This window comes from Methanocorpusculum vombati (assembly GCF_026891935.1).
In the GTDB taxonomy this organism is placed as follows: Archaea; Halobacteriota; Methanomicrobia; order Methanomicrobiales; family Methanocorpusculaceae; genus Methanocorpusculum; species Methanocorpusculum vombati.
In genome coordinates this window covers 40,845-57,532 of sequence record NZ_JAPTGC010000003.1, presented here as the reverse complement: position 1 = coordinate 57,532, position 16,688 = coordinate 40,845, and the positions used below count along the sequence as shown (strand labels likewise).

Annotated in this window: 18 protein-coding genes; 8 read left to right on the top strand and 10 right to left on the bottom strand. The window is 55.5% G+C overall.

All coding sequences use genetic code 11. From position 1 onward, the window contains the following. Nucleotide 1 precedes the first annotated feature (1 nt). The 8 genes from gatB to O0S09_RS02750 all read right to left on the bottom strand — a co-directional run bounded on the left by gatB (nt 2) and on the right by O0S09_RS02750 (nt 8,991). Entirely contained in the window at nt 2-1,435 is a 1,434-nt protein-coding gene (gatB, locus tag O0S09_RS02785) for an Asp-tRNA(Asn)/Glu-tRNA(Gln) amidotransferase subunit GatB (RefSeq protein WP_268922405.1), read from the bottom strand. Continuing rightward, nucleotides 1,436-2,713, bottom strand: coding sequence for an Asp-tRNA(Asn)/Glu-tRNA(Gln) amidotransferase subunit GatA (gene gatA, locus O0S09_RS02780; protein ID WP_268922404.1), 1,278 nt, complete (start codon nt 2,711-2,713; stop codon nt 1,436-1,438). After that, the gene (gatC, locus tag O0S09_RS02775) at nt 2,714-2,983 is read right to left on the bottom strand and encodes an Asp-tRNA(Asn)/Glu-tRNA(Gln) amidotransferase subunit GatC (RefSeq protein ID WP_268922403.1); all 270 of its coding nucleotides are present in this window, start codon (nt 2,981-2,983) and stop codon (nt 2,714-2,716) included. A gap of 167 nt (nt 2,984-3,150) precedes the next feature. Further along, on the bottom strand, nt 3,151-3,603 hold the full coding sequence (locus O0S09_RS02770) for a hypothetical protein (RefSeq protein ID WP_268922402.1): 453 nt from the start codon (nt 3,601-3,603) through the stop codon (nt 3,151-3,153). Between the two features lie 142 nt (nt 3,604-3,745). After that, nucleotides 3,746-4,162 (bottom strand): S-adenosylmethionine decarboxylase, encoded by a 417-nt coding sequence (speD, locus tag O0S09_RS02765; protein WP_268922401.1) that lies wholly within the window; start codon nt 4,160-4,162, stop codon nt 3,746-3,748. Further along, a complete protein-coding gene (locus O0S09_RS02760) occupies nt 4,159-4,455 on the bottom strand; it encodes a hypothetical protein (RefSeq protein WP_268922400.1) in 297 nt (98 codons plus the stop codon). The genes speD and O0S09_RS02760 overlap by 4 nt, the downstream gene beginning before the upstream one ends. Nucleotides 4,456-4,526: 71 nt before the next feature. Further along, nucleotides 4,527-7,343, bottom strand: coding sequence for a M1 family metallopeptidase (locus tag O0S09_RS02755; RefSeq protein WP_268922398.1), 2,817 nt, complete (start codon nt 7,341-7,343; stop codon nt 4,527-4,529). Nucleotides 7,344-7,461: 118 nt separating this feature from the next. After that, nucleotides 7,462-8,991: a sodium:solute symporter family protein gene (locus O0S09_RS02750; RefSeq protein WP_268922397.1), complete on the bottom strand. Its 1,530-nt coding sequence runs from the start codon at nt 8,989-8,991 to the stop codon at nt 7,462-7,464. A gap of 126 nt (nt 8,992-9,117) precedes the next feature. On the opposite strand from O0S09_RS02750, the gene O0S09_RS02745 reads away from it, so the two are divergent. From O0S09_RS02745 to O0S09_RS02710, 8 genes are read left to right on the top strand one after another with little or no spacing between them, the layout of a single operon-like run. Next, complete coding sequence (locus tag O0S09_RS02745; RefSeq protein WP_268922395.1) at nt 9,118-9,510, top strand: DUF126 domain-containing protein; 393 nt, start codon at nt 9,118-9,120, stop codon at nt 9,508-9,510. Then, entirely contained in the window at nt 9,507-10,604 is a 1,098-nt protein-coding gene (locus O0S09_RS02740; protein ID WP_268922392.1) for a TIGR04013 family B12-binding domain/radical SAM domain-containing protein, read from the top strand. The genes O0S09_RS02745 and O0S09_RS02740 overlap by 4 nt, the downstream gene beginning before the upstream one ends. Nucleotides 10,605-10,659: 55 nt before the next feature. After that, nucleotides 10,660-11,022 (top strand): hypothetical protein, encoded by a 363-nt coding sequence (locus O0S09_RS02735; protein ID WP_268922391.1) that lies wholly within the window; start codon nt 10,660-10,662, stop codon nt 11,020-11,022. Beyond that, entirely contained in the window at nt 11,009-11,536 is a 528-nt protein-coding gene (locus O0S09_RS02730; RefSeq protein WP_268922390.1) for a nitroreductase family protein, read from the top strand. The genes O0S09_RS02735 and O0S09_RS02730 overlap by 14 nt, the downstream gene beginning before the upstream one ends. Before the next feature lie 24 nt (nt 11,537-11,560). Further along, nucleotides 11,561-11,920: a DUF555 domain-containing protein gene (locus tag O0S09_RS02725; RefSeq protein WP_268922388.1), complete on the top strand. Its 360-nt coding sequence runs from the start codon at nt 11,561-11,563 to the stop codon at nt 11,918-11,920. After that, nucleotides 11,917-12,816, top strand: coding sequence for a carbohydrate kinase family protein (locus O0S09_RS02720; protein WP_268922386.1), 900 nt, complete (start codon nt 11,917-11,919; stop codon nt 12,814-12,816). The genes O0S09_RS02725 and O0S09_RS02720 overlap by 4 nt, the downstream gene beginning before the upstream one ends. Further along, entirely contained in the window at nt 12,817-13,473 is a 657-nt protein-coding gene (locus tag O0S09_RS02715; protein ID WP_268922384.1) for a diphthine--ammonia ligase, read from the top strand. A gap of 8 nt (nt 13,474-13,481) precedes the next feature. Further along, on the top strand, nt 13,482-15,218 hold the full coding sequence (locus O0S09_RS02710; protein ID WP_268922383.1) for a DUF2070 family protein: 1,737 nt from the start codon (nt 13,482-13,484) through the stop codon (nt 15,216-15,218). 185 nt (nt 15,219-15,403) lie between these two features. Here the strand turns inward: O0S09_RS02710 and O0S09_RS02705 are convergent, their stop codons facing one another. Together O0S09_RS02705 and O0S09_RS02700 are read right to left on the bottom strand one after the other, a co-directional pair. Continuing rightward, nucleotides 15,404-15,625 carry a hypothetical protein gene (locus O0S09_RS02705; protein WP_268922381.1) on the bottom strand — a complete coding sequence of 74 codons (222 nt, stop codon included), beginning with the start codon at nt 15,623-15,625 and terminating at the stop codon, nt 15,404-15,406. 170 nt (nt 15,626-15,795) lie between these two features. Continuing rightward, the gene (locus tag O0S09_RS02700) at nt 15,796-16,437 is read right to left on the bottom strand and encodes a PH domain-containing protein (RefSeq protein ID WP_268922380.1); all 642 of its coding nucleotides are present in this window, start codon (nt 16,435-16,437) and stop codon (nt 15,796-15,798) included. Nucleotides 16,438-16,688: the final 251 nt, after the last annotated feature.

Here is a 16,688-nt window from a genome sequence, read left to right as displayed (position 1 = left end):
GTTACTCCCCTACAAGCTCTGCAATCATGGCGTGGATTTCACGCGGGTCGGATTTGCCTTTGGTTTCCTTCATGACCTGTCCGACGATGAAGTTAAGAGCACCTTTCTTTCCGGCTTTGTGGTCGGCGACCGCCTGCGGGTTGGCAGCTAAGATATGTTCGACGATGCCGCGGAAGGACTCGCCGGACTCGCGGGCAAGACCGAGTCGTTCGACGATCTGTGCCGGGGTTTCCTTCTTTTCTCCTGCATGGAGGTCGTCAAGCCAGACACGGAGGACTTCGACTCCTGCCTTGTCGGTGATCTTTTTGTCGCGGACGAGTACGATGAGGTCTTTGAACTCCGGTGTATGGGCAGCAACTGCGCTCAGGCTCATGTCGCGGTAGTTGAGTTCACCAATCAGGATGTCGGCAATCCAGGATGCGGCGAGGGCTGCACCAACGTCCGCAACGGTTTCGTAGAACTCGGCAAGCCGGAGGTCGCCGGTAAGCGTTCTTGCATGGTTGACGGCGATGCCGTACTGCTGCATAAACCGGTCGCGCCGTGCATCCGGCAGTTCGGGAAGGACAATATCTTTGACCCAATCCGCAACACGGATGACCGGCAGATCCGGTTCAGGGAAGTAGCGGTAGTCGGTTGCGGTTTCCTTGGACCGTGCGCTGGTGGTGGTTCCCTTTCCTTCCTGGAAGTGGCGGGTCTCGCGCACGATGATTCCTCCGCGGCGGATGAGGTTCTTCTGCCGGGTGATCTCAAAGGTCAGTGCCTTTTCGACACCTTTGTAGGAGGAGATGTTTTTGATCTCGACCCGCTCATGACCTTTGATGGAGATGTTTGCATCCACACGGATGGAACCTTCCTTTTCGGGATCGAATACATCGAGGTATTCAAGGGTTGCCCGCAGTTTGTTTAAGAGGCGGCGGGCTTCTTTGGGGGAGGAAAGCTCCGGCTCGGTGACCATTTCGATTAAGGGGATACCGGATCTGTTATAGTCAACAAGGGTGTAGTGCCCGCGTTCCTTGTTGCCCATGTGAACAAGTCTTCCGGGGTCTTCCTCGACATGGATACGGGTCAGGTTGACGGTCTTCGGGTTGCCTGCGTCGTCTTCGATCTCGATGTAGCCGCCGAGGGCAAGCGGGTTGTCTCCCATGGTGATCTGGTAGGCTTTGACGAGGTCAGGGTAGAAGTAGTTCTTCCGGCAGAACTCACCTTCCTCGGGGATGGTGCAGTTGAGCGCCTTTGCGACTTTGAGTGCATACTCAATGGCCTTTTTGTTTAAGACCGGCAGGGCACCCGGCAGTCCGAGACAGACCGGACATACGTGGGTGTTCGGGGCGTCGGCACGGAAGTCTGCGGAGCAGCCGCAGAATAACTTCGATGCGGTATCCAGCTGGCAGTGAACTTCCAGACCGATGATGACCTTCATCTCTTCGTCGGCCATTTATGCCACCTCCTCAAATGCAAGCGCGGCATTCAGGAGTGCCTCTTCGCCGAACATTCTTCCCATCAGCTGCAGTCCGACCGGCATGCCGTGTGCAGTTCCGCAGGGGAGCGAGACTGCCGGAATTCCGGCGATGTTGACCGGGACGGTGAGGATATCGGTCTGATACATCCGCAGAGGATCTGCGGTCATTTCGCCGAGTTTCGGGGCGACGTTGGGCATGGTCGGACCTGCAAGGAGGTCACAGCCGGTGAGGACCCGCTGGAAGTCGCGGCGGATCAGCTGTTTTGCGTGCTGGGCCTTGACGTAGTATTTACCGTAGTATCCTGCGGAGAGGGCAAAGGTTCCAAGGAGAATTCTCCGGCGGACTTCGGGACCGAAGCCTGCTTCGCGGACTTTGGTGTAGGCGTCGTGCCAGGGGAGGTTCATCTCCGGTTCCGGACCGTATCTGACGCCGTCGAAGCGGTCAAGGTTGGAGCTTGCTTCGCAGGTGCAGGTGACGTAGTAGGCGGCAAGCGCATACTGCATGGAGGGTAAGGACACCTCGCGGATGACCGCGCCGAGTTCTTCGAGTCTGCCGATGGATGTTTCAACGGTTTTTGCGACATCCGCATCAACGCCTTCTCCAAAGTATTCCCTGGGCACGCCGATGACTTTTCCTTTGATGTCGGCGTGAAGGTCGGCAAAACGGTAGGGTTTGTCAACCGAAGTTGAGTCGCGACGGTCGCCGCCGGCGATGACACTGAAGAGTTTTGCGGTGTCGGTGACGTTTGCTGCCATGGGACCGATCTGTTCAAAGGAGTTGGCGTAGGCGATCAAACCATACCGGCTGACCCGGCCGTAAGAAGGCTTAAGACCGACAATACCGCAGTAGGATGCGGGACAGCGAATCGAACCGCCGGTGTCGGAACCAAGCGCCATGGGGACGAGTCCTGCGGCAACGGCGGCGGCAGAGCCGCCGGATGAACCGCCGGTGACACGTGTTGTGTCACGCGGATTTAAGGCGGGACCAAACGCGCTGTTTTCGGTGGTGGTTCCCATACCGAACTCGTCCATATTGGTTTTGCCGGCGATGGTAGCGCCTGCTGCTTTGAGCAGTTCCACAGCGTGTGCGTCGTAGGGCGGGATATAGCCGAGAAGGATTTTAGAGGCGCAGGTGGTGGGGATGTTTTTGGTGGAGATGTTGTCTTTGACCGCGACACGGATGCCGGCAAGCGGTCCGCTGGCGTCGGAAGGTATCTCGATGTCAGAGAGGAATGCGTTGTATGCGTCGGACATTTAGATCACCTTGGGAGCGCGGATGTAGCCGTCTTCAGGGTTATGGGAGTTTGCAAGCGCTTCTTCCTGCGAAAGGGAGGGTCTGACCTCATCTTCGCGAAATACGTTGACCAGCGGACGATCCAGTTCATCGTCTGCGGTCAAGGTGTCGAGGATATCGAAGTATTCGAGAATTGCGTTGAACTGTTCAGTGAATTTGCCGAGTTCGGACGTGGCAATACCGATGTCGGCAAGTTCAGCGATATGGAGAACATCGTTTTCAGAGACCATTTTTCTGCGACCTGTGAATAGTAGTTTAGTGATGATGTTGTTTTGAGTAAAAAGAGTTACTACTCTTACGGGAAGATTGATCGGGTTTTGGGAAAAAGTTGCGGGGTGTCCCGGGTCCGGCGCAGGGTTTCCCGGGTCCATTATTATAGTGCGGTTGCAGCACTTTGTCAGGAGAACAGCCGGGCAGCCCGCAGATCTGCGGGCTGGCGGTCGGTGTGCTCCTGACCGGGTTCTGCGGATGCAGTTTCCGCCAGCCGGTACATGACGGCAAGCCAGTCAGCAAGTTCGGACAGCCGTGTCTGGGCGGTTGGTTTTGTACCGGTCTTTGGCAGCCGGAGGAGTTTTGCAAGTTCAATCTGGGCGGCGGCTGCCTGCCGGATATCGGCAGGGTTCAGTACGGGGTACTTCCGCCAGATCTGATCCGGCAGCGGAGGTATGTAGGCCGGGCAGCTTGTCCCGTCATCTGCTGCGATGTAGGGGCGGGCGATTTTTGCGATGGGGTTTTTGTTGTACCGGAGGTACATGATTCTGCCGTCGGGGAGGAGATAGATGTTTTCGGGGAGAGGGGTCTTTCTGATTCTGCGGGACCGGGTCCGCACGGGACGATATGTGTGTGTCATGTGTGGTTCACCTCTGTAGTGTTGTCAGAGATTTGTTCAACGGATGAAGGGATAAAGCGGGGACCGTGCGGTGTGAAAGTGCTCCGGATACCAATGCAGGGCAGATATTCGTACAAAAAAGAAAAACACTCTTCCGCAAATGTTAGATGGTGCGGAAGAATACGGTGGTATTCATGCCTTTTGCGCCGAAGAATTTTTTGCAGAACTCTGCGGCGACGGTCGGCGGATATTCTTTGCAGCTGAAGATGTCAATGTATGCTGCGTTGGTGTCGTTTGCAAAGTGTGCGGAGAGAAGCGAGGTTTCGATTAACTGGGTCATTGAATATCCGGCGACGCGGTCGCAGGGGCCGAAATGAATGATCTGGGGTTCGCCGAAACGGTGCATCTCAATAAGATCTGCAAGTTCCAGTACAAACTGGTGGATTTTGTCTGCGTCACGAATCGTTGCCGGGTCACAGTTCTTGAGATCGATTGAGGTACAGAGGCCCCAGCAGTTCTCTTCCTTAAACTTTGCAATGACCTCGGAATCGGTCATGCCATTTGCTACCATCTGTTTCATAGACTAGGGTTTTCTCCATACTTCTCAAAGTCCCGGTCACACGCAATTTTTTCCTGCCGGGAATCTTTGGATGATAATAGGTCAGTCCCTGCATATTTAAAGATACCTGATGAGGAAAAACCAGCAAAATTGTTAAAAATGACTTCTACGAACTTTATTTGTCCAAATTGGCATTCTGCAAGCCATTTCCCAATAAATTTCAATTTTACAAGATTATCGTTCGTAAATTCAAAATTGGCAGGATTTGACGCGAATAAAAAAATGAGGTTTTCAGGGGCGGTGCGCCCCTGCATATTTATATGGGATGATCGGTTCTTATTATGATAGTGGGGGTGCGAAAGTTGGCGGGAGTGTTCCGGGCGGATTATTCGCGGTGGTGTGTCTGGTTGTATGCTTCTTTGGCTTTGGGGCTTTTTTCGATGATGCGGCGGGCGGTACGGATGACGGAGGGAGTGTCGGTTTCGGGAACGGTGGTTACCAGGTTGGTGAGGATGGTAAAGCATGCATCGCGGACCGGGGCGTCATACCTGTCGAGATGGGAGAAGACGGAGAGGATGCCGGTTGAGATGTATTCGTTGACACGGGCAAGGGTGATGAGGGAGGTGGCAAGGAAGGCACGACCTGTGTCTGTTTCCAGAGAGAGTTTGCGGTTTGCGGCGAACCGGAGGTAGAGGGATCTGCTTTCCCCGGCCTGCTCGATATGGAAGTTTCCGCTCTGTTCAATGCGTCTGAGGTAGGTAACGGTGTCGGGCGATGAGGATGCGGCGGTTGCGGCGAGGAAGTTTTCCCAGGCGACGGGATCGGTTTTTGCACGGACAAGTTCGGTGTCGAGGAGGCTGATCCGATCAGGTGCGGTGCCGGAAAGGTAGAGGGTGAAGGCAGCCATCCGGTCGGTGGCGTTGGTTGCGGTTTCGTATGCGGTTTTGAGTACTGCGTGGATGTCTGGGGTGTCGAATGCCGCAAGGTGGGTGAGGATGAGGTTTTTGACGGCCCGGGTTTTGAAGATGCGGGCGAGTTCTACGGGTGCGGTGGTGGGACGTTCGGAGATGTTGTAGGCGGCGTAGAGGGCGTTGAGGCGCTGTTTGCCAAGCATGTCGGATACGGCCCTGATGATCTTCTGTTTCGCTGCGTGGAGTTCGGTGTAGCGGTAGGAGTAGGCGGGGTCGCTTGCGTACTCAAAGAGGGTGAGGGAAAGTGCGCCGGTACTTTGCATTTTGGTGTTGTCGGTAAGGGTACCGGCATACCAGCTGATGAGCCGCGGGTCCGGGTCTGCTGCGGGGTTTTGGCAGAGTTTGTTCATCTCACGGTCAACGAGGGTCTGGTAGGCAAGGAACCGGCTGATGGTGTCGGTGTCATGTTTGAGCTGGAGATAGAGTTCGTTGTCAGAGGCGGTACTGTTGATGCGGATGTAGGCGGCGTGACCGGGATTCCAGACGGCTACGGCGAATGCTCCGGCACAAGGAACGGAGAAGGTCTGGTGCGGTCCGTCGATTTTTTCAAGAAATTCGGCGACGACAGCACCTTTGTCGGTAAGGAGCGTCCCGGCGAGGGGGAAGATCCAGGGGTTCTGTCCGTCAAATCCTGTCTGTTCTACAGTGATTTCCGCTGTTTCTTCGTCGGGGTTGTAGGCGGCGGTTGCGGTGACGGTGGGGTAGCCGGTCTGGGTGAGCCAGCGGCCTGCCATGGTAGAAAAGTCGATTCGACCGATGTCGCCCATGGTTTCAAGCCAGTCACGGGGAGAGGCGTTGCTGTCAGCGAACCTGCGGTGATAGAGATCCAGCGCCCAGGCAAAGGCGCGTTTGCCGAGGATGGTCTGGATCATGCGGGTGAACTCAGGAGCTTTGACGTAGGTAACGGAGGTGATGAGATCGTTCGGGTCGTTGAAGCCTTCGGGCTGGATGGGCATGGCGGCAGCTCCGGTGTCGAGGGAGAAGGTACCGGTGCCGGGGGTGTAGAGCTGGAGGACGTTCTGGAGCCGGATGTAGTCTGCGCCGAAGAGAAAGGAGAGGTAGTCGTCTTCGATCATAACCGTTACAGCTTCGTTGAGCCAGATGGAAAACGGAGTGTCGCCGGTGACGCTGGATCCGTTGAGGTTGTGGTAGAACTCGTGCTGTTTGACGCCGATCATGTATTCGTAGGCAGAGTCGGTAATTTCGGGGCCCGGCATGATGCGGTTCTGAATGATGGTGGTGTTGCCGGTATTTTCCATGCCGCCGAAGTCTGAGTTCTGCATGGAGATTTCGCGATAGACGTCGTAGGGGTACTGGTAGCCGAAGACGAGGTCTGCGGCGAGGTGTGCTATCTGGCGGCGGATGGGAGCAAGGGCTGTTTCCGGGTTTTCGGGATTGTCTGCGATGAGTTTGTCACGGGTTTTGCAGAGACGGTAGAGTTCGAACCGGACGTCGGTGGATTCGTAGCGTTCGGGGCCGGTGAAGAGACAGGTCCAGAGGATGCTGTCGGCAAGGATATCGAGGGCGGCCGCGGCGTTTGCAGGGTCGGCTCCTTTGGGTGCGAGAAGTTCGAGGCGGACGGTCTGACCGTCGGGGTACTCGAGGGTACGGGTGAAGGTATCCCAGGTGCCGACGCCGAGGAAGAAAAGGTAGGGGGGCATGGGGTGATCGTTTTGATAGGTGATGATGTCGCGGGTTTTATCGTAAGGGGCACGGGGGCTTTTGATGTTGCCGTTACTGATGAGGTTGGTGTAGCGGTTGTCGGCGATGATAGTAGTGGTCCAGGTGCTTTTTGCCCGCATGTCGTCAATGCAGGGAACAATGCGCTGGAATCCCCACTGCTGGCACTGGGTTATCTGGGTTTTGGGAAGACCTTCGGGGGTTGCGTCATAGTAGAGTCCTTCGAGGATGTTTGCGGTGGGGCGGCAGATGGTTTCGGTCCAGAGGGTGATGTGTGCGCCGCGGTGGGAGGGGTGGGTCAGAGATATATGGAGGAGATCGTTTTCGCAGGTGTAGTGTGCGGGTTTTCCGTTGAGGCGGACTTTTTGGATTTCCAGGTTTTTGGCGTTGAGCGTGAGGGTAGTGAGGGTGTCTGCAAGAGTAAGGAAGGTAGTCTCTGCGATGACACGGGTTTGGGTTTCGGTAATGTCAAAGGTGAGGCTGATGTGGCGGACGGAGACTTTCGGTGCGGGAAATTCCGCGGGATGATAACGATATTCGCTGGCAGACATGTGTTGTGCCTGTAAGTTTGTGGCTGGAGAAATATGAGTGTGTGGGTGAGAGTAGGGAAAAAAGATGTGCGGGATTTGCCCCGGAAAAACAGCCAGGATCAACTGCACACGGGAAATCTCATTCTTTCGGATGCAGATACCCGCCGGTGTAGGTGCTGTCCAGTGCCGCATCCGAATTTTTCTTCGTGGCAAAACTCACAAGAACCATTGCCGCAATGGAGAACAGCAGTGCATAGAGGGAGAAGTGCATCGGCAGCTTCTCCACAAACTGATCATAATAGCCAAAGCACAGCGCCGCAACAAGTCCCGCGGTCATGCTGGCAATCGCCCCTGCGGTTGTAGCCCTGCGCCAGTACATCCCGGCAATCAGCGGTACTGCAAAGGATGCGAGGATCAGGCCGATGGCAAGAAATATCAGGAACACCAGAACCTCCGGCGGATGAATGGCAAGCAGCAGGGAAACGATCACCGCGGCAAGCATCGTAACCTGACTCACCCGGATAACCTGCTTCTCCGTTGCATTCGGCCGCAGAATCACCTTGAAGATGTTCCAGGAGAACTGCGTACCGACCGTGAGCATCAGCCGGTCTGTTGTAGACATGACCGCAGCAAGAATCATTACCGCAAACAATCCCATCGCAAATACCCCTCCGGCAGCCGCACTGATACCGTAGACAAACGAGTAGTCGGCGGCATTGGCGACATCCGGCAGGACAACCGTGCCGTCTTCAACCAGTGTCCGAACCCCCATTCCGGAAAACCTGACCAGCATGGAGATTGTCAGATACACCGCAAATGCAATCAGCGGTGCCCAGCGGAAGAAACGGACATCCCTGACCGCAAGAACATTGGACACCACGTGGGGAGCACAGGCAAGACCGACCACCAGCAGAACCCCGAACGAAAAGATGATCTCCGGCGTGATATAGGCATATGCGGCGTATCGTTCCGGGAAGGCAGGCATTACAAAGTTCGGATCGATTGCGGCAAGAACGGTGTTGATGTGTTCGAGTCCCCCGGCATACATCACGATCATTGGTGCAAAGATGAGCATGCCGAAGATGAGAATCAGACCCTGCACCATACCGGTCCATGATACCGCATACAGACCGCCAAGAACAGTGTAGGTGGTGATAATGGCGGCAGCAATCAGCAGCGCCTGCCAGTGTTCCATCCCGAACAGCCAGACGAGGACAATACTGATGGCGGTGTACTGGCCGACGAGATAGACCAGCGAGACAAGAATACCGATGACCGCCGACAGCGTCCGAAGCTCACGGTTGTTTTCGTACCTGAGAGAAAAATAATCTTCCAGCGTAACGATGCCCTGTTTCTTTCCGATCAGATTCAGTTTCGATCCAAAGAACACAATACAGAACACCGCAGACAGCGGTACGAAGATCTGATCCCAGATGCTGGGCCAGCCGTAGGTGAACCCCATACCGCTTCCCCCGATAAGGGTAACCCCGCTGCAAATTGAGGTGATCAAAAGCAGGACAAATATCCAGAACCCGAGCGTTCTCCCGGCGAGAATGTAGTCCTCCGAATTTTTGATCCGCTTTGCCGCCCAGACGCCGATGCCAAGCAGAAGGGCAAAGTACATCACAATCAAAAAGAGGGCAATCCATGTGTCAACTGTCCAGTTCATACCAGTCCCATTTGTCCGATCAGATTGTAAACGAAATTTTCGTTACCGGATTTATCGGTCGTATTGATATAAGAGTGTAATGGTTTTGTGAGGCTTTAATGCCGGCGACGCACATATTATACTGCTATGACTCTGAAAGGCCGCAGCATTGCCAAAGGCACGGGATCGGGCGAGCTTCTCTATACCGATACACCCATCTCCTTCCTTGGAGGCGTTGACGCCGCAACCGGCATCATCATCGATGAAAAGCACCCGCTCCACGGACAGTCTGTCGCGGGAAAAGTTCTTGCCTTCCCCTACGGCAAAGGATCCACCGTCGGTTCCTACGTGATGTACGGGCTTGCACGAAACAAGGTGGCGCCCGCAGCAATCATCAACACCGAATGCGAGACCATCATCGCAATCGGTGCAATCATCTCCGGCATCCCGATGGTTGACCGGCTGGACGGCGACGTGGCCGGCCTCTCCGGCACGGTCACCGTCAACGGCAGTACCGGCGAGGTCTCCGCCGCAGAATGAAGGCCGTCTGGCGCTACATCCATGCGGCACGAAACAGTTACGCCGCACTGTATGCAGCGTGCGAGACCTACGGATTCATTCTTGAACCGGTCGATACGCCGGAAGGCGATGTCGTCTGTTACAGTCTCAACAGTGTTGAGTTCCCGCGGTACAAAGATGAGATAGCCGTAGCCGAACAGATCACGATCGCCGGCGGACCGCATGCTTCTGCCGCCTGGGAAGAGGTTGCCGAAGTCGCCGACTATGTGGTGATCGGTGAAGGGGAACGGACCCTTCCCCGGCTGTTGTCCGCTCTTGCGGCAGGGATGTCCGGTGCGGACATCCCCGGCGTTGCAACCAAAGCGGGCGGCAGAAACAGAATCGATCACTCCGTCCGGCTGGACGGCTTCCCCTGTTTTACCCGGATGAAGGGCTACATGGAGATCTCCCGGGGCTGTCCGTTCCACTGCGGCTACTGCCAGACACCACGCCTGCACGGAACAAAGATGCACCACCGTTCACGCGAAGCAATTGTGGAAGCGGCAAGCCACTATCGCGACGCCCGCTTTGTTACACCGAACGCCTTTGCCTACGGTTCCGCCGACGGCAGAACTCCTGACGTGGAGAAACTGGAACGGCTGCTTTCCTCCATGCCAAACAACAACCTCTACTTCGGGACGTTTCCCTGCGAGGTGCGGCCGGAGTTTGTCACGCAGGAAACCGCAGACCTCGTGGTGCAGTACTGTGCCAACACCAAACTCCACTTCGGTGCACAGTCGGGATCCAATGCGGTGCTCACAAAAATGGGGCGCGGACATACGCTGGACGATGTCTATGCAGCGCTGGATGCCTGCCGGAGTGCAGGGCTCGAGCCGGTGGTGGACGTCATCTTCGGCTTTCCGTTTGAAACGGATGAGGACGAGGAAGCAACGCTCGCACTCGTGAAAGATGTTGTCCGGTCCGGCAAAGTGCATGTCCATTATCTGATGCCGCTGCCGGGAACGCCGCTTGCTGCTGCCGTCCCCCGCGAGGTTATTCCGGCGGTGGACCGGGCTCTCGGAAAACTTGCTCTCAGCGGGCGTGTTACCGGTGCGTGGCACACCAAGTTTGACTGAATCAGATTATCCGAATACTACATTTTTATTGATTCTCCGCGCAAACTGGTAAGGCATGACACTTGAACCCAAGGATGCCTTAACCCAATACCATTTTGCCGAGCGTTTAAAGCTCGACATTATGATGATTGCGCATCAGTACCTCACCATTCCCTCGCTCAAAAAAGAGGAGAAAGCCGGTGCAAAGCGCGTCCTCATCAATATCACCGAAGCCCTCGCTGCCGACAGCCGTGCCGCCGCCGCATTTACCGGTTGTGACGAGTTCAATAAAGCCTGCGGGGTTCTTGAGGAGGTAATGAACCTCGCCGAGTCCAACCAGTTCGGTCTTGCCTCCGAAAAAGCCGGAGAGGCCATGATCCCTATCACCACCGCAGCCGCAGCCGCATGGGAAGTGCTTCACAGTCATGGACTCCTCTGAATTTCTGAACTTTCTTGCAACCCGTGTTTCGGTCCGCGAGTATGAAGAAGGATGCATCACCGAAGATGACGCCGAGTATCTCCTGACCGCAGCCTCCAAGGCGCCATCCGCCGGAAACCTGGAAGCATGGGACGTCGTGATCGTCACCGATCCGGGCCAGCTGGAGATGCTTGCAGATGCCGCCGGAAACCAGCACCAGATCAAAGACGCGGGCTGTGTATTCTGCGTCTGTGCAAACTACGTCCGCGCCATGTCGCGATACGGTGACCGCGGCATCATGTTCGCCGTTGAGGACGCAACCATTGCCGCAACCTACATGATGCTCGCCGCCCACGCCCGCAGACTGCATACCTGCTGGGTCGGCGCGTTTGACGACGGCGAGGTCAAAGGCATCCTGGATCTCCCCGCACACATCCGCCCCGTAGCGCTTCTCTGCGTCGGTCATGGTGAAGCCCCGTCCCGCGGCCCGGAACGCATGGACCCCGAAGGTCATGCTCACTATGATATCTGGTAGAAACCAATACTACAAATAAGATATATGCCGGACTATCGAGTGACACTGGAAGCTGCATGGACAGTAAAGGACGTGGCGACGACGCAGGATGCCATCGGCATTGCCGTGAGCGAAGCGGGGAAACGCCTGCACCCGTCTGCCAAGTTCGTGGACGTTGATGTACTGGTTATGCCCTGCCCTTACTGCGGCGAAGAGATCAACAGCGCACTGGTCGTTGCCCGGACCGGTATCGTCGGACTGCTGCTGTCCATGAAAGTGTTCAACGCCGAAGGCGTGGACCACGCAGAACGCATCGCAAAATCCGTGATTGGCCGGGCGGTCCGTGACGTCCCGCTTGCAACCTACAGCATCACCGCCTGCGAGACCGGGGAGGAGACGGAGTGAACGACCCGACAATCTCCGTCTGTGGCCACCTCTGCAACGACTATATCCTTGCAGTGGAAGAGTATCCGGCGGTTGGTACTTCCTGCAAAGTAACCGACCGGCAGAACTACTATGGCGGCGGGGCTGCAAATATTGCTGTAGGCATTGCCAAGCTTGGCGGATGTGCCGAGCTGATTGCAGCAGTCGGAAAAGACTACCCCGGAAGCTCCTATGAACGGCATCTGAAAGAGACGGGCGTTAGAACCCGCCTCTTTCAGACCAATGCGGAAAACTGTTCTACCGCGTTCATGGTGAACAATGCGGCAGGAGATCAGATAACCTACTTCGAGTGGGGAGCAGGCGTGCTGTTTGAGACAGCCGAAGCCCCGGCACTTTCGTTTGTTCACATGGCAACGGGTGATGCAAACTTCAACACAAAGATTGCCAGGGCGGCGGAGTTTGCAACTTTTGATCCGGGACAGGATGTCAAGTATTATGACGCAACGCATCTGCGGGATATTTTTGCAAATATTGACATGCTTATCTGCAACAACTTTGAGTCTGAGATCATGTGCGGCAAACTCGGCTGGACGGAAGAGGAACTGGTCGCATCTGTTCCGGTTGCGATTCTCACGAAGGGAAAGGACGGAAGTGTACTCTACCGGAACGGTGATGCCGTGGAAATTCCTGCATGTCCGGTGACGCTGGTGGACCCGACCGGTGCGGGAGACGCCTACCGTGCGGGACTGCTTACCGCATACCGGCGCGGGTACTCTCTTCCGGTCTGCTGTAAGATAGGAGCAGTAACCTCGTCATTTGCGGTCGAAAAGGTCGGCACCCAGACAAATCTTGCCGACTGGGAACAGATGAGCGAACGTTACGCCGATCACTTCGGCACGCTGAAAAAGAGCGAGTAAATGACCTGGGCCGCACTGACATCCGGGGGAAAGGATTCCATTCTCGCCCTGCAAAAGGCGCTTGATGCGGGGATGGATGTGTCCTATATGGTGACGGTTGTTCCGGATAATCCCGACTCCTATATGTTTCATTCGGCAAATCTTGCAGCGGTTCCGGTCATCGCCGAGCGCTGCGGCATGACCTATGTGGGGATTCCTACACCCGGGGAAAAGGAGGATGAGCTGCGGGATCTGGAGAAGGGACTTGCCGCTCTGCCAATCGAAGGAGTGATCGCGGGTGCAATTGAGTCGGAGTATCAGCGTTCCCGCATCGCCATTCTCTGTGAGCGGCTGGGGATTGCGATGTTTGCGCCGTTGTGGCACATGGATCCGCTCGCACTTCTGCATGAGGTCGCAGAACGCATGGATGTGCGGATCGTAGTGACCGCCGCAGACGGGCTGGGAGAAAATGTTCTGGGGAAACGTATCGATGCGGATATGATCAATCTGCTTTGCCGTATTTCGGCAAAGCGGCGAATCCACATCGCCGGCGAGGGGGGAGAGTATGAGTCGCTGACGCTGGATGCTCCGTGTTTTTCCTCGCCGATACGGTGTGAGGGATGGCATACGGAGTTTTCCTGCGGCAGGTGGGTTGCTGCAATTGAGAGGTTCTGGTGAGATGTGTAATGGCTACTGAAGCAAAAACGGAAAATCTTTCAAAGTATCTGTTCTCAGCGCCGGTCTGGTGGCAGTCGCTGATTATTATGCTGGTGCTGGGTATCCTCGTGGATGCCGTCGTGTACGTTCTGGCGCCGGCGCACGGGTCAATGATGTACGGCTTTGTCTTTGCTGTGTCGGCAGTTCTGGCAATGGTTCTGACAAAGCCGCTTGTGGATCTGCTGGGTGCAGAGAAGCTGACCTGGAACCGGTCGGCACTGGTGGCACTTGCGTGTATGATCTTTTCGCTGTTCTGGATGGCGATCGGGTTTGTACTGGATGCGGCGCTTGCGTATGTGTTTGGTCTCGGATTTATTCTTGCCATCCGGCTGCTGGTGCTTACGGCTATCTCCGACTACCGGATTGTACATATGTATCTGCCTGCTGCGGTGCAGACGATTGCAGGTGTGATTCTCGGTGTATATCTGTTCGGTACCGGATATCTGGTTCCGGCGGTTCTGTCGATTCTGATCTTTTCTGTCGGGATCATCAGTTTCCTGCTTCTCTTCGACCGGCCGCTGCGCAAGGCACACGGTATTTCTGCGATGCAGTTTATCAATGCGTTTCTTGCACATCTGACGGACGGGTCAAAAGGTCTTGAGGATTATTTCCGGACAATCGGCGAGGCGGTGACGGTGCCGGAGACGAGTTTCTTTTTCCGGCGCGAGGGGAAAAAAGATGTGCTGTTTGTGGTGCCGAATCTGCATCCCGGACCGTTGTCCGAGGTGGGCGGCGGAAATTATCCGAAGCATCTGCACGATGAGTTTTCGGAACAGGAGATAGTGTTCATCTCGCACGGGTGTGCGACCCATGATTTTAATCTGGTGTCGGAGAGTGAGTGCGAAAAGATTGCGGCGGCAATTGATGAGACGCGGGCGGATCTTTCCTATGCGCCGCTTGCAGGCCTCCCGTTCCGGAGCAGGTTTGGGACGGTTTCTGTTCTGTCCCAGCGGTTTGGCAACTCGATTCTGCTGGTGACAACGCGGTCACCGGATATGACGGAGGATCTCGATTATGCGGTCGGGGCAATTGTGATGGCCGAGGGACACCGCTGGTATGAGAATGTCGGGTTTGTGGATGCGCATAACTGTATGGTTGAGGTGACGTCGGTGGTGCTGCCTGCGTCACCTGCCGGCAGCGAGTATATTGCCGCGTCCCGGCAGGCGATGGAGCGTCAGGCGGATGCGGAGCTTTCCGTGTTCTCCATCGGCGTTGCCCAGCGGGTTCTGCCGTTTTCCCGCGAGCAGGGGTTCGGCGATATGGGTGTTCTGGTGCTGGTGACGGAGGTCGCCGGAGTGCGGACGGCGTATGTGCTGTTCGACGGGAACAATGTGCATATGGGAGTGCGCGAGGTTCTGCGGGATGCGGTGCTTGCAGCCGGTGTTTCGGAGGCGGAGATTATGACGACCGATTCCCATGTGGTGAATACGATTTCCGGCAGAAATCCGGTGGGGATGGAGGTTTCTGCGGAGGAGATTCTTCCGCATCTGCTTGCTGCGGTTTCTGAGGCAATTGCGGATTTGTCTCCGGCGCGTGTTGCCTCGGCAACGGGTATGTGCCGCGATGTGGTGGTGTTTGGTCCGAGCAGGACGGTTCAGCTGTCTGCAACGGTGAATGCGATGGTGACGAATCTTCTGCCGCTGTCGGTTCTGCTGCTGCTGGTTTCGTTCCTGATCACGCTGCTGATCTTTATGGTCTGCATCTGATCTTTGATACAACCGTTTCTTTTTTTGCGGCAGGTACGAGATGTGAATGACGCCTGAACCTGCGTCGTCACCAAAAATGAGAGGTTTTCCTGCACGTACCCTGACAGGAGAGCCGGAACCGGTCGAATCGTTAAGGGATACTGTTCCCCCGCGATCGTTGCGGAGTCTCTTGTTCAAATCTTTTTTTAGTCGTGGCGGACTTCTATTGCACAGCTGCTCCGGCGCACCCGGGGCAGGACTGCAAGTTTGTTTTCATAGTGTTCGCAGGTGAATCCTTCTTTGGGCATGGGGTCGGGTGTGGCAATGCCGCGGCTGCAGGTTAGATGATACTCGTAGAGGCCGGTTGCCGGGTTGATTGTGTATTCGTGTTTGTCAAGTGCGGTGCATGTGAGACAGGGGACTACCATGATCAATATGATGTACTGCGGAGGGTATGAAGGTAACGAAGCGTATTGTCCGGAACTTTTTTTGGAATTTTTGGAAAATGGATGTGAGTCTATCTCTTTGGTTACTCCAAGTACAGCCGCACGATAAAAGCTGGCCCGCCTGGATTTTCCAGAAAAATATCAAAAAAAAATTATTTTCTCTCCTCAAGAAGTCTGCGGATTGCCGCGACCTCTGCGAGGAGTGCACGTATGTCTGCATCGCCGGAAACTGACGCTGCGGAGGCTTTTGCAGCCGATACATCAACGCCGGTTGCCGCGGCACTCGGTGCACCGCCGCGAACGAAGTCCATGATCATGGCACGCAGCGGTTCAGGTTCTTCAATGCCTTCAATGGCAATCTCAGCCGATCCGTTGCTGCCGGAGTAACCAGCAGTCTGGATTTTGAGGTTGGAGATGCCGAACATGCGCATGACAGGACCCTGAACAATGTCAACGTTGGTGATTCTGTTGTAGGGGACGATGCCGGTCTTGCGGAACCAGACACCGCGCTTCCAGGTCATTTCGGTTGCATTGAGATGATACACGACGGATTTGTAGTAGAGTACGGTCCAGAGAAGGACGAACAGCAGACAGACGACAAGGACAGCAACGATCGCAAGAACGATCGGCTGGGGTATTCCTATTTCGCCGATTAATACTGCCCATCCTAAACAGACAGCCCAGATAACGGCAACTACCACCATTGTATAAATGGCAAGGTACGGCTTGTATTTCAAAGCCGGTTTGAAATCTTCACCAAGTGAAATCATTGTTGGATAACTTTCCGCTGTCATGAGAAAAACTTTCTTGCTGGTGCAGACAGTCGGAAGGGTCTTGTGACCTACGGTATGCCGGCTGCAACTCCGGTTCCGGATTCAGGGGGGATGCGTGAATCGTGTGCCCGTTTCCTTCGGACGTTCCGGTAAAGGGAGTGCTTTCGTTTCCCCCACGGAGTAAAGGCAACGCCGGAGAGATTCTGGACACTCTCCGGATAAATAGGGGCCGCGGGGACGTTCTGTATTGCCTGCAGATCCGCAACCGTGGT

Excerpts from the sequence above, each read along its gene's own strand:
- gatB (WP_268922405.1), bottom strand. The coding sequence starts at position 1,435 with ATGGCCGACGAAGAGATGAAGGTCATCATCGGTCTGGAAGTTCACTGC.
- gatA (WP_268922404.1), bottom strand. The coding sequence starts at position 2,713 with ATGTCCGACGCATACAACGCATTCCTCTCTGACATCGAGATACCTTCC.
- gatC (WP_268922403.1), bottom strand. The coding sequence starts at position 2,983 with ATGGTCTCTGAAAACGATGTTCTCCATATCGCTGAACTTGCCGACATC.
- O0S09_RS02770 (WP_268922402.1), bottom strand. The coding sequence starts at position 3,603 with ATGACACACACATATCGTCCCGTGCGGACCCGGTCCCGCAGAATCAGA.
- speD (WP_268922401.1), bottom strand. The coding sequence starts at position 4,162 with ATGAAACAGATGGTAGCAAATGGCATGACCGATTCCGAGGTCATTGCA.
- O0S09_RS02760 (WP_268922400.1), bottom strand. The coding sequence starts at position 4,455 with ATGCAGGGGCGCACCGCCCCTGAAAACCTCATTTTTTTATTCGCGTCA.
- O0S09_RS02755 (WP_268922398.1), bottom strand. The coding sequence starts at position 7,343 with ATGTCTGCCAGCGAATATCGTTATCATCCCGCGGAATTTCCCGCACCG.
- O0S09_RS02750 (WP_268922397.1), bottom strand. The coding sequence starts at position 8,991 with ATGAACTGGACAGTTGACACATGGATTGCCCTCTTTTTGATTGTGATG.
- O0S09_RS02745 (WP_268922395.1), top strand. The coding sequence starts at position 9,118 with ATGACTCTGAAAGGCCGCAGCATTGCCAAAGGCACGGGATCGGGCGAG.
- O0S09_RS02740 (WP_268922392.1), top strand. The coding sequence starts at position 9,507 with ATGAAGGCCGTCTGGCGCTACATCCATGCGGCACGAAACAGTTACGCC.
- O0S09_RS02735 (WP_268922391.1), top strand. The coding sequence starts at position 10,660 with ATGACACTTGAACCCAAGGATGCCTTAACCCAATACCATTTTGCCGAG.
- O0S09_RS02730 (WP_268922390.1), top strand. The coding sequence starts at position 11,009 with ATGGACTCCTCTGAATTTCTGAACTTTCTTGCAACCCGTGTTTCGGTC.
- O0S09_RS02725 (WP_268922388.1), top strand. The coding sequence starts at position 11,561 with ATGCCGGACTATCGAGTGACACTGGAAGCTGCATGGACAGTAAAGGAC.
- O0S09_RS02715 (WP_268922384.1), top strand. The coding sequence starts at position 12,817 with ATGACCTGGGCCGCACTGACATCCGGGGGAAAGGATTCCATTCTCGCC.
- O0S09_RS02710 (WP_268922383.1), top strand. The coding sequence starts at position 13,482 with ATGGCTACTGAAGCAAAAACGGAAAATCTTTCAAAGTATCTGTTCTCA.
- O0S09_RS02705 (WP_268922381.1), bottom strand. The coding sequence starts at position 15,625 with ATGGTAGTCCCCTGTCTCACATGCACCGCACTTGACAAACACGAATAC.
- O0S09_RS02700 (WP_268922380.1), bottom strand. The coding sequence starts at position 16,437 with ATGACAGCGGAAAGTTATCCAACAATGATTTCACTTGGTGAAGATTTC.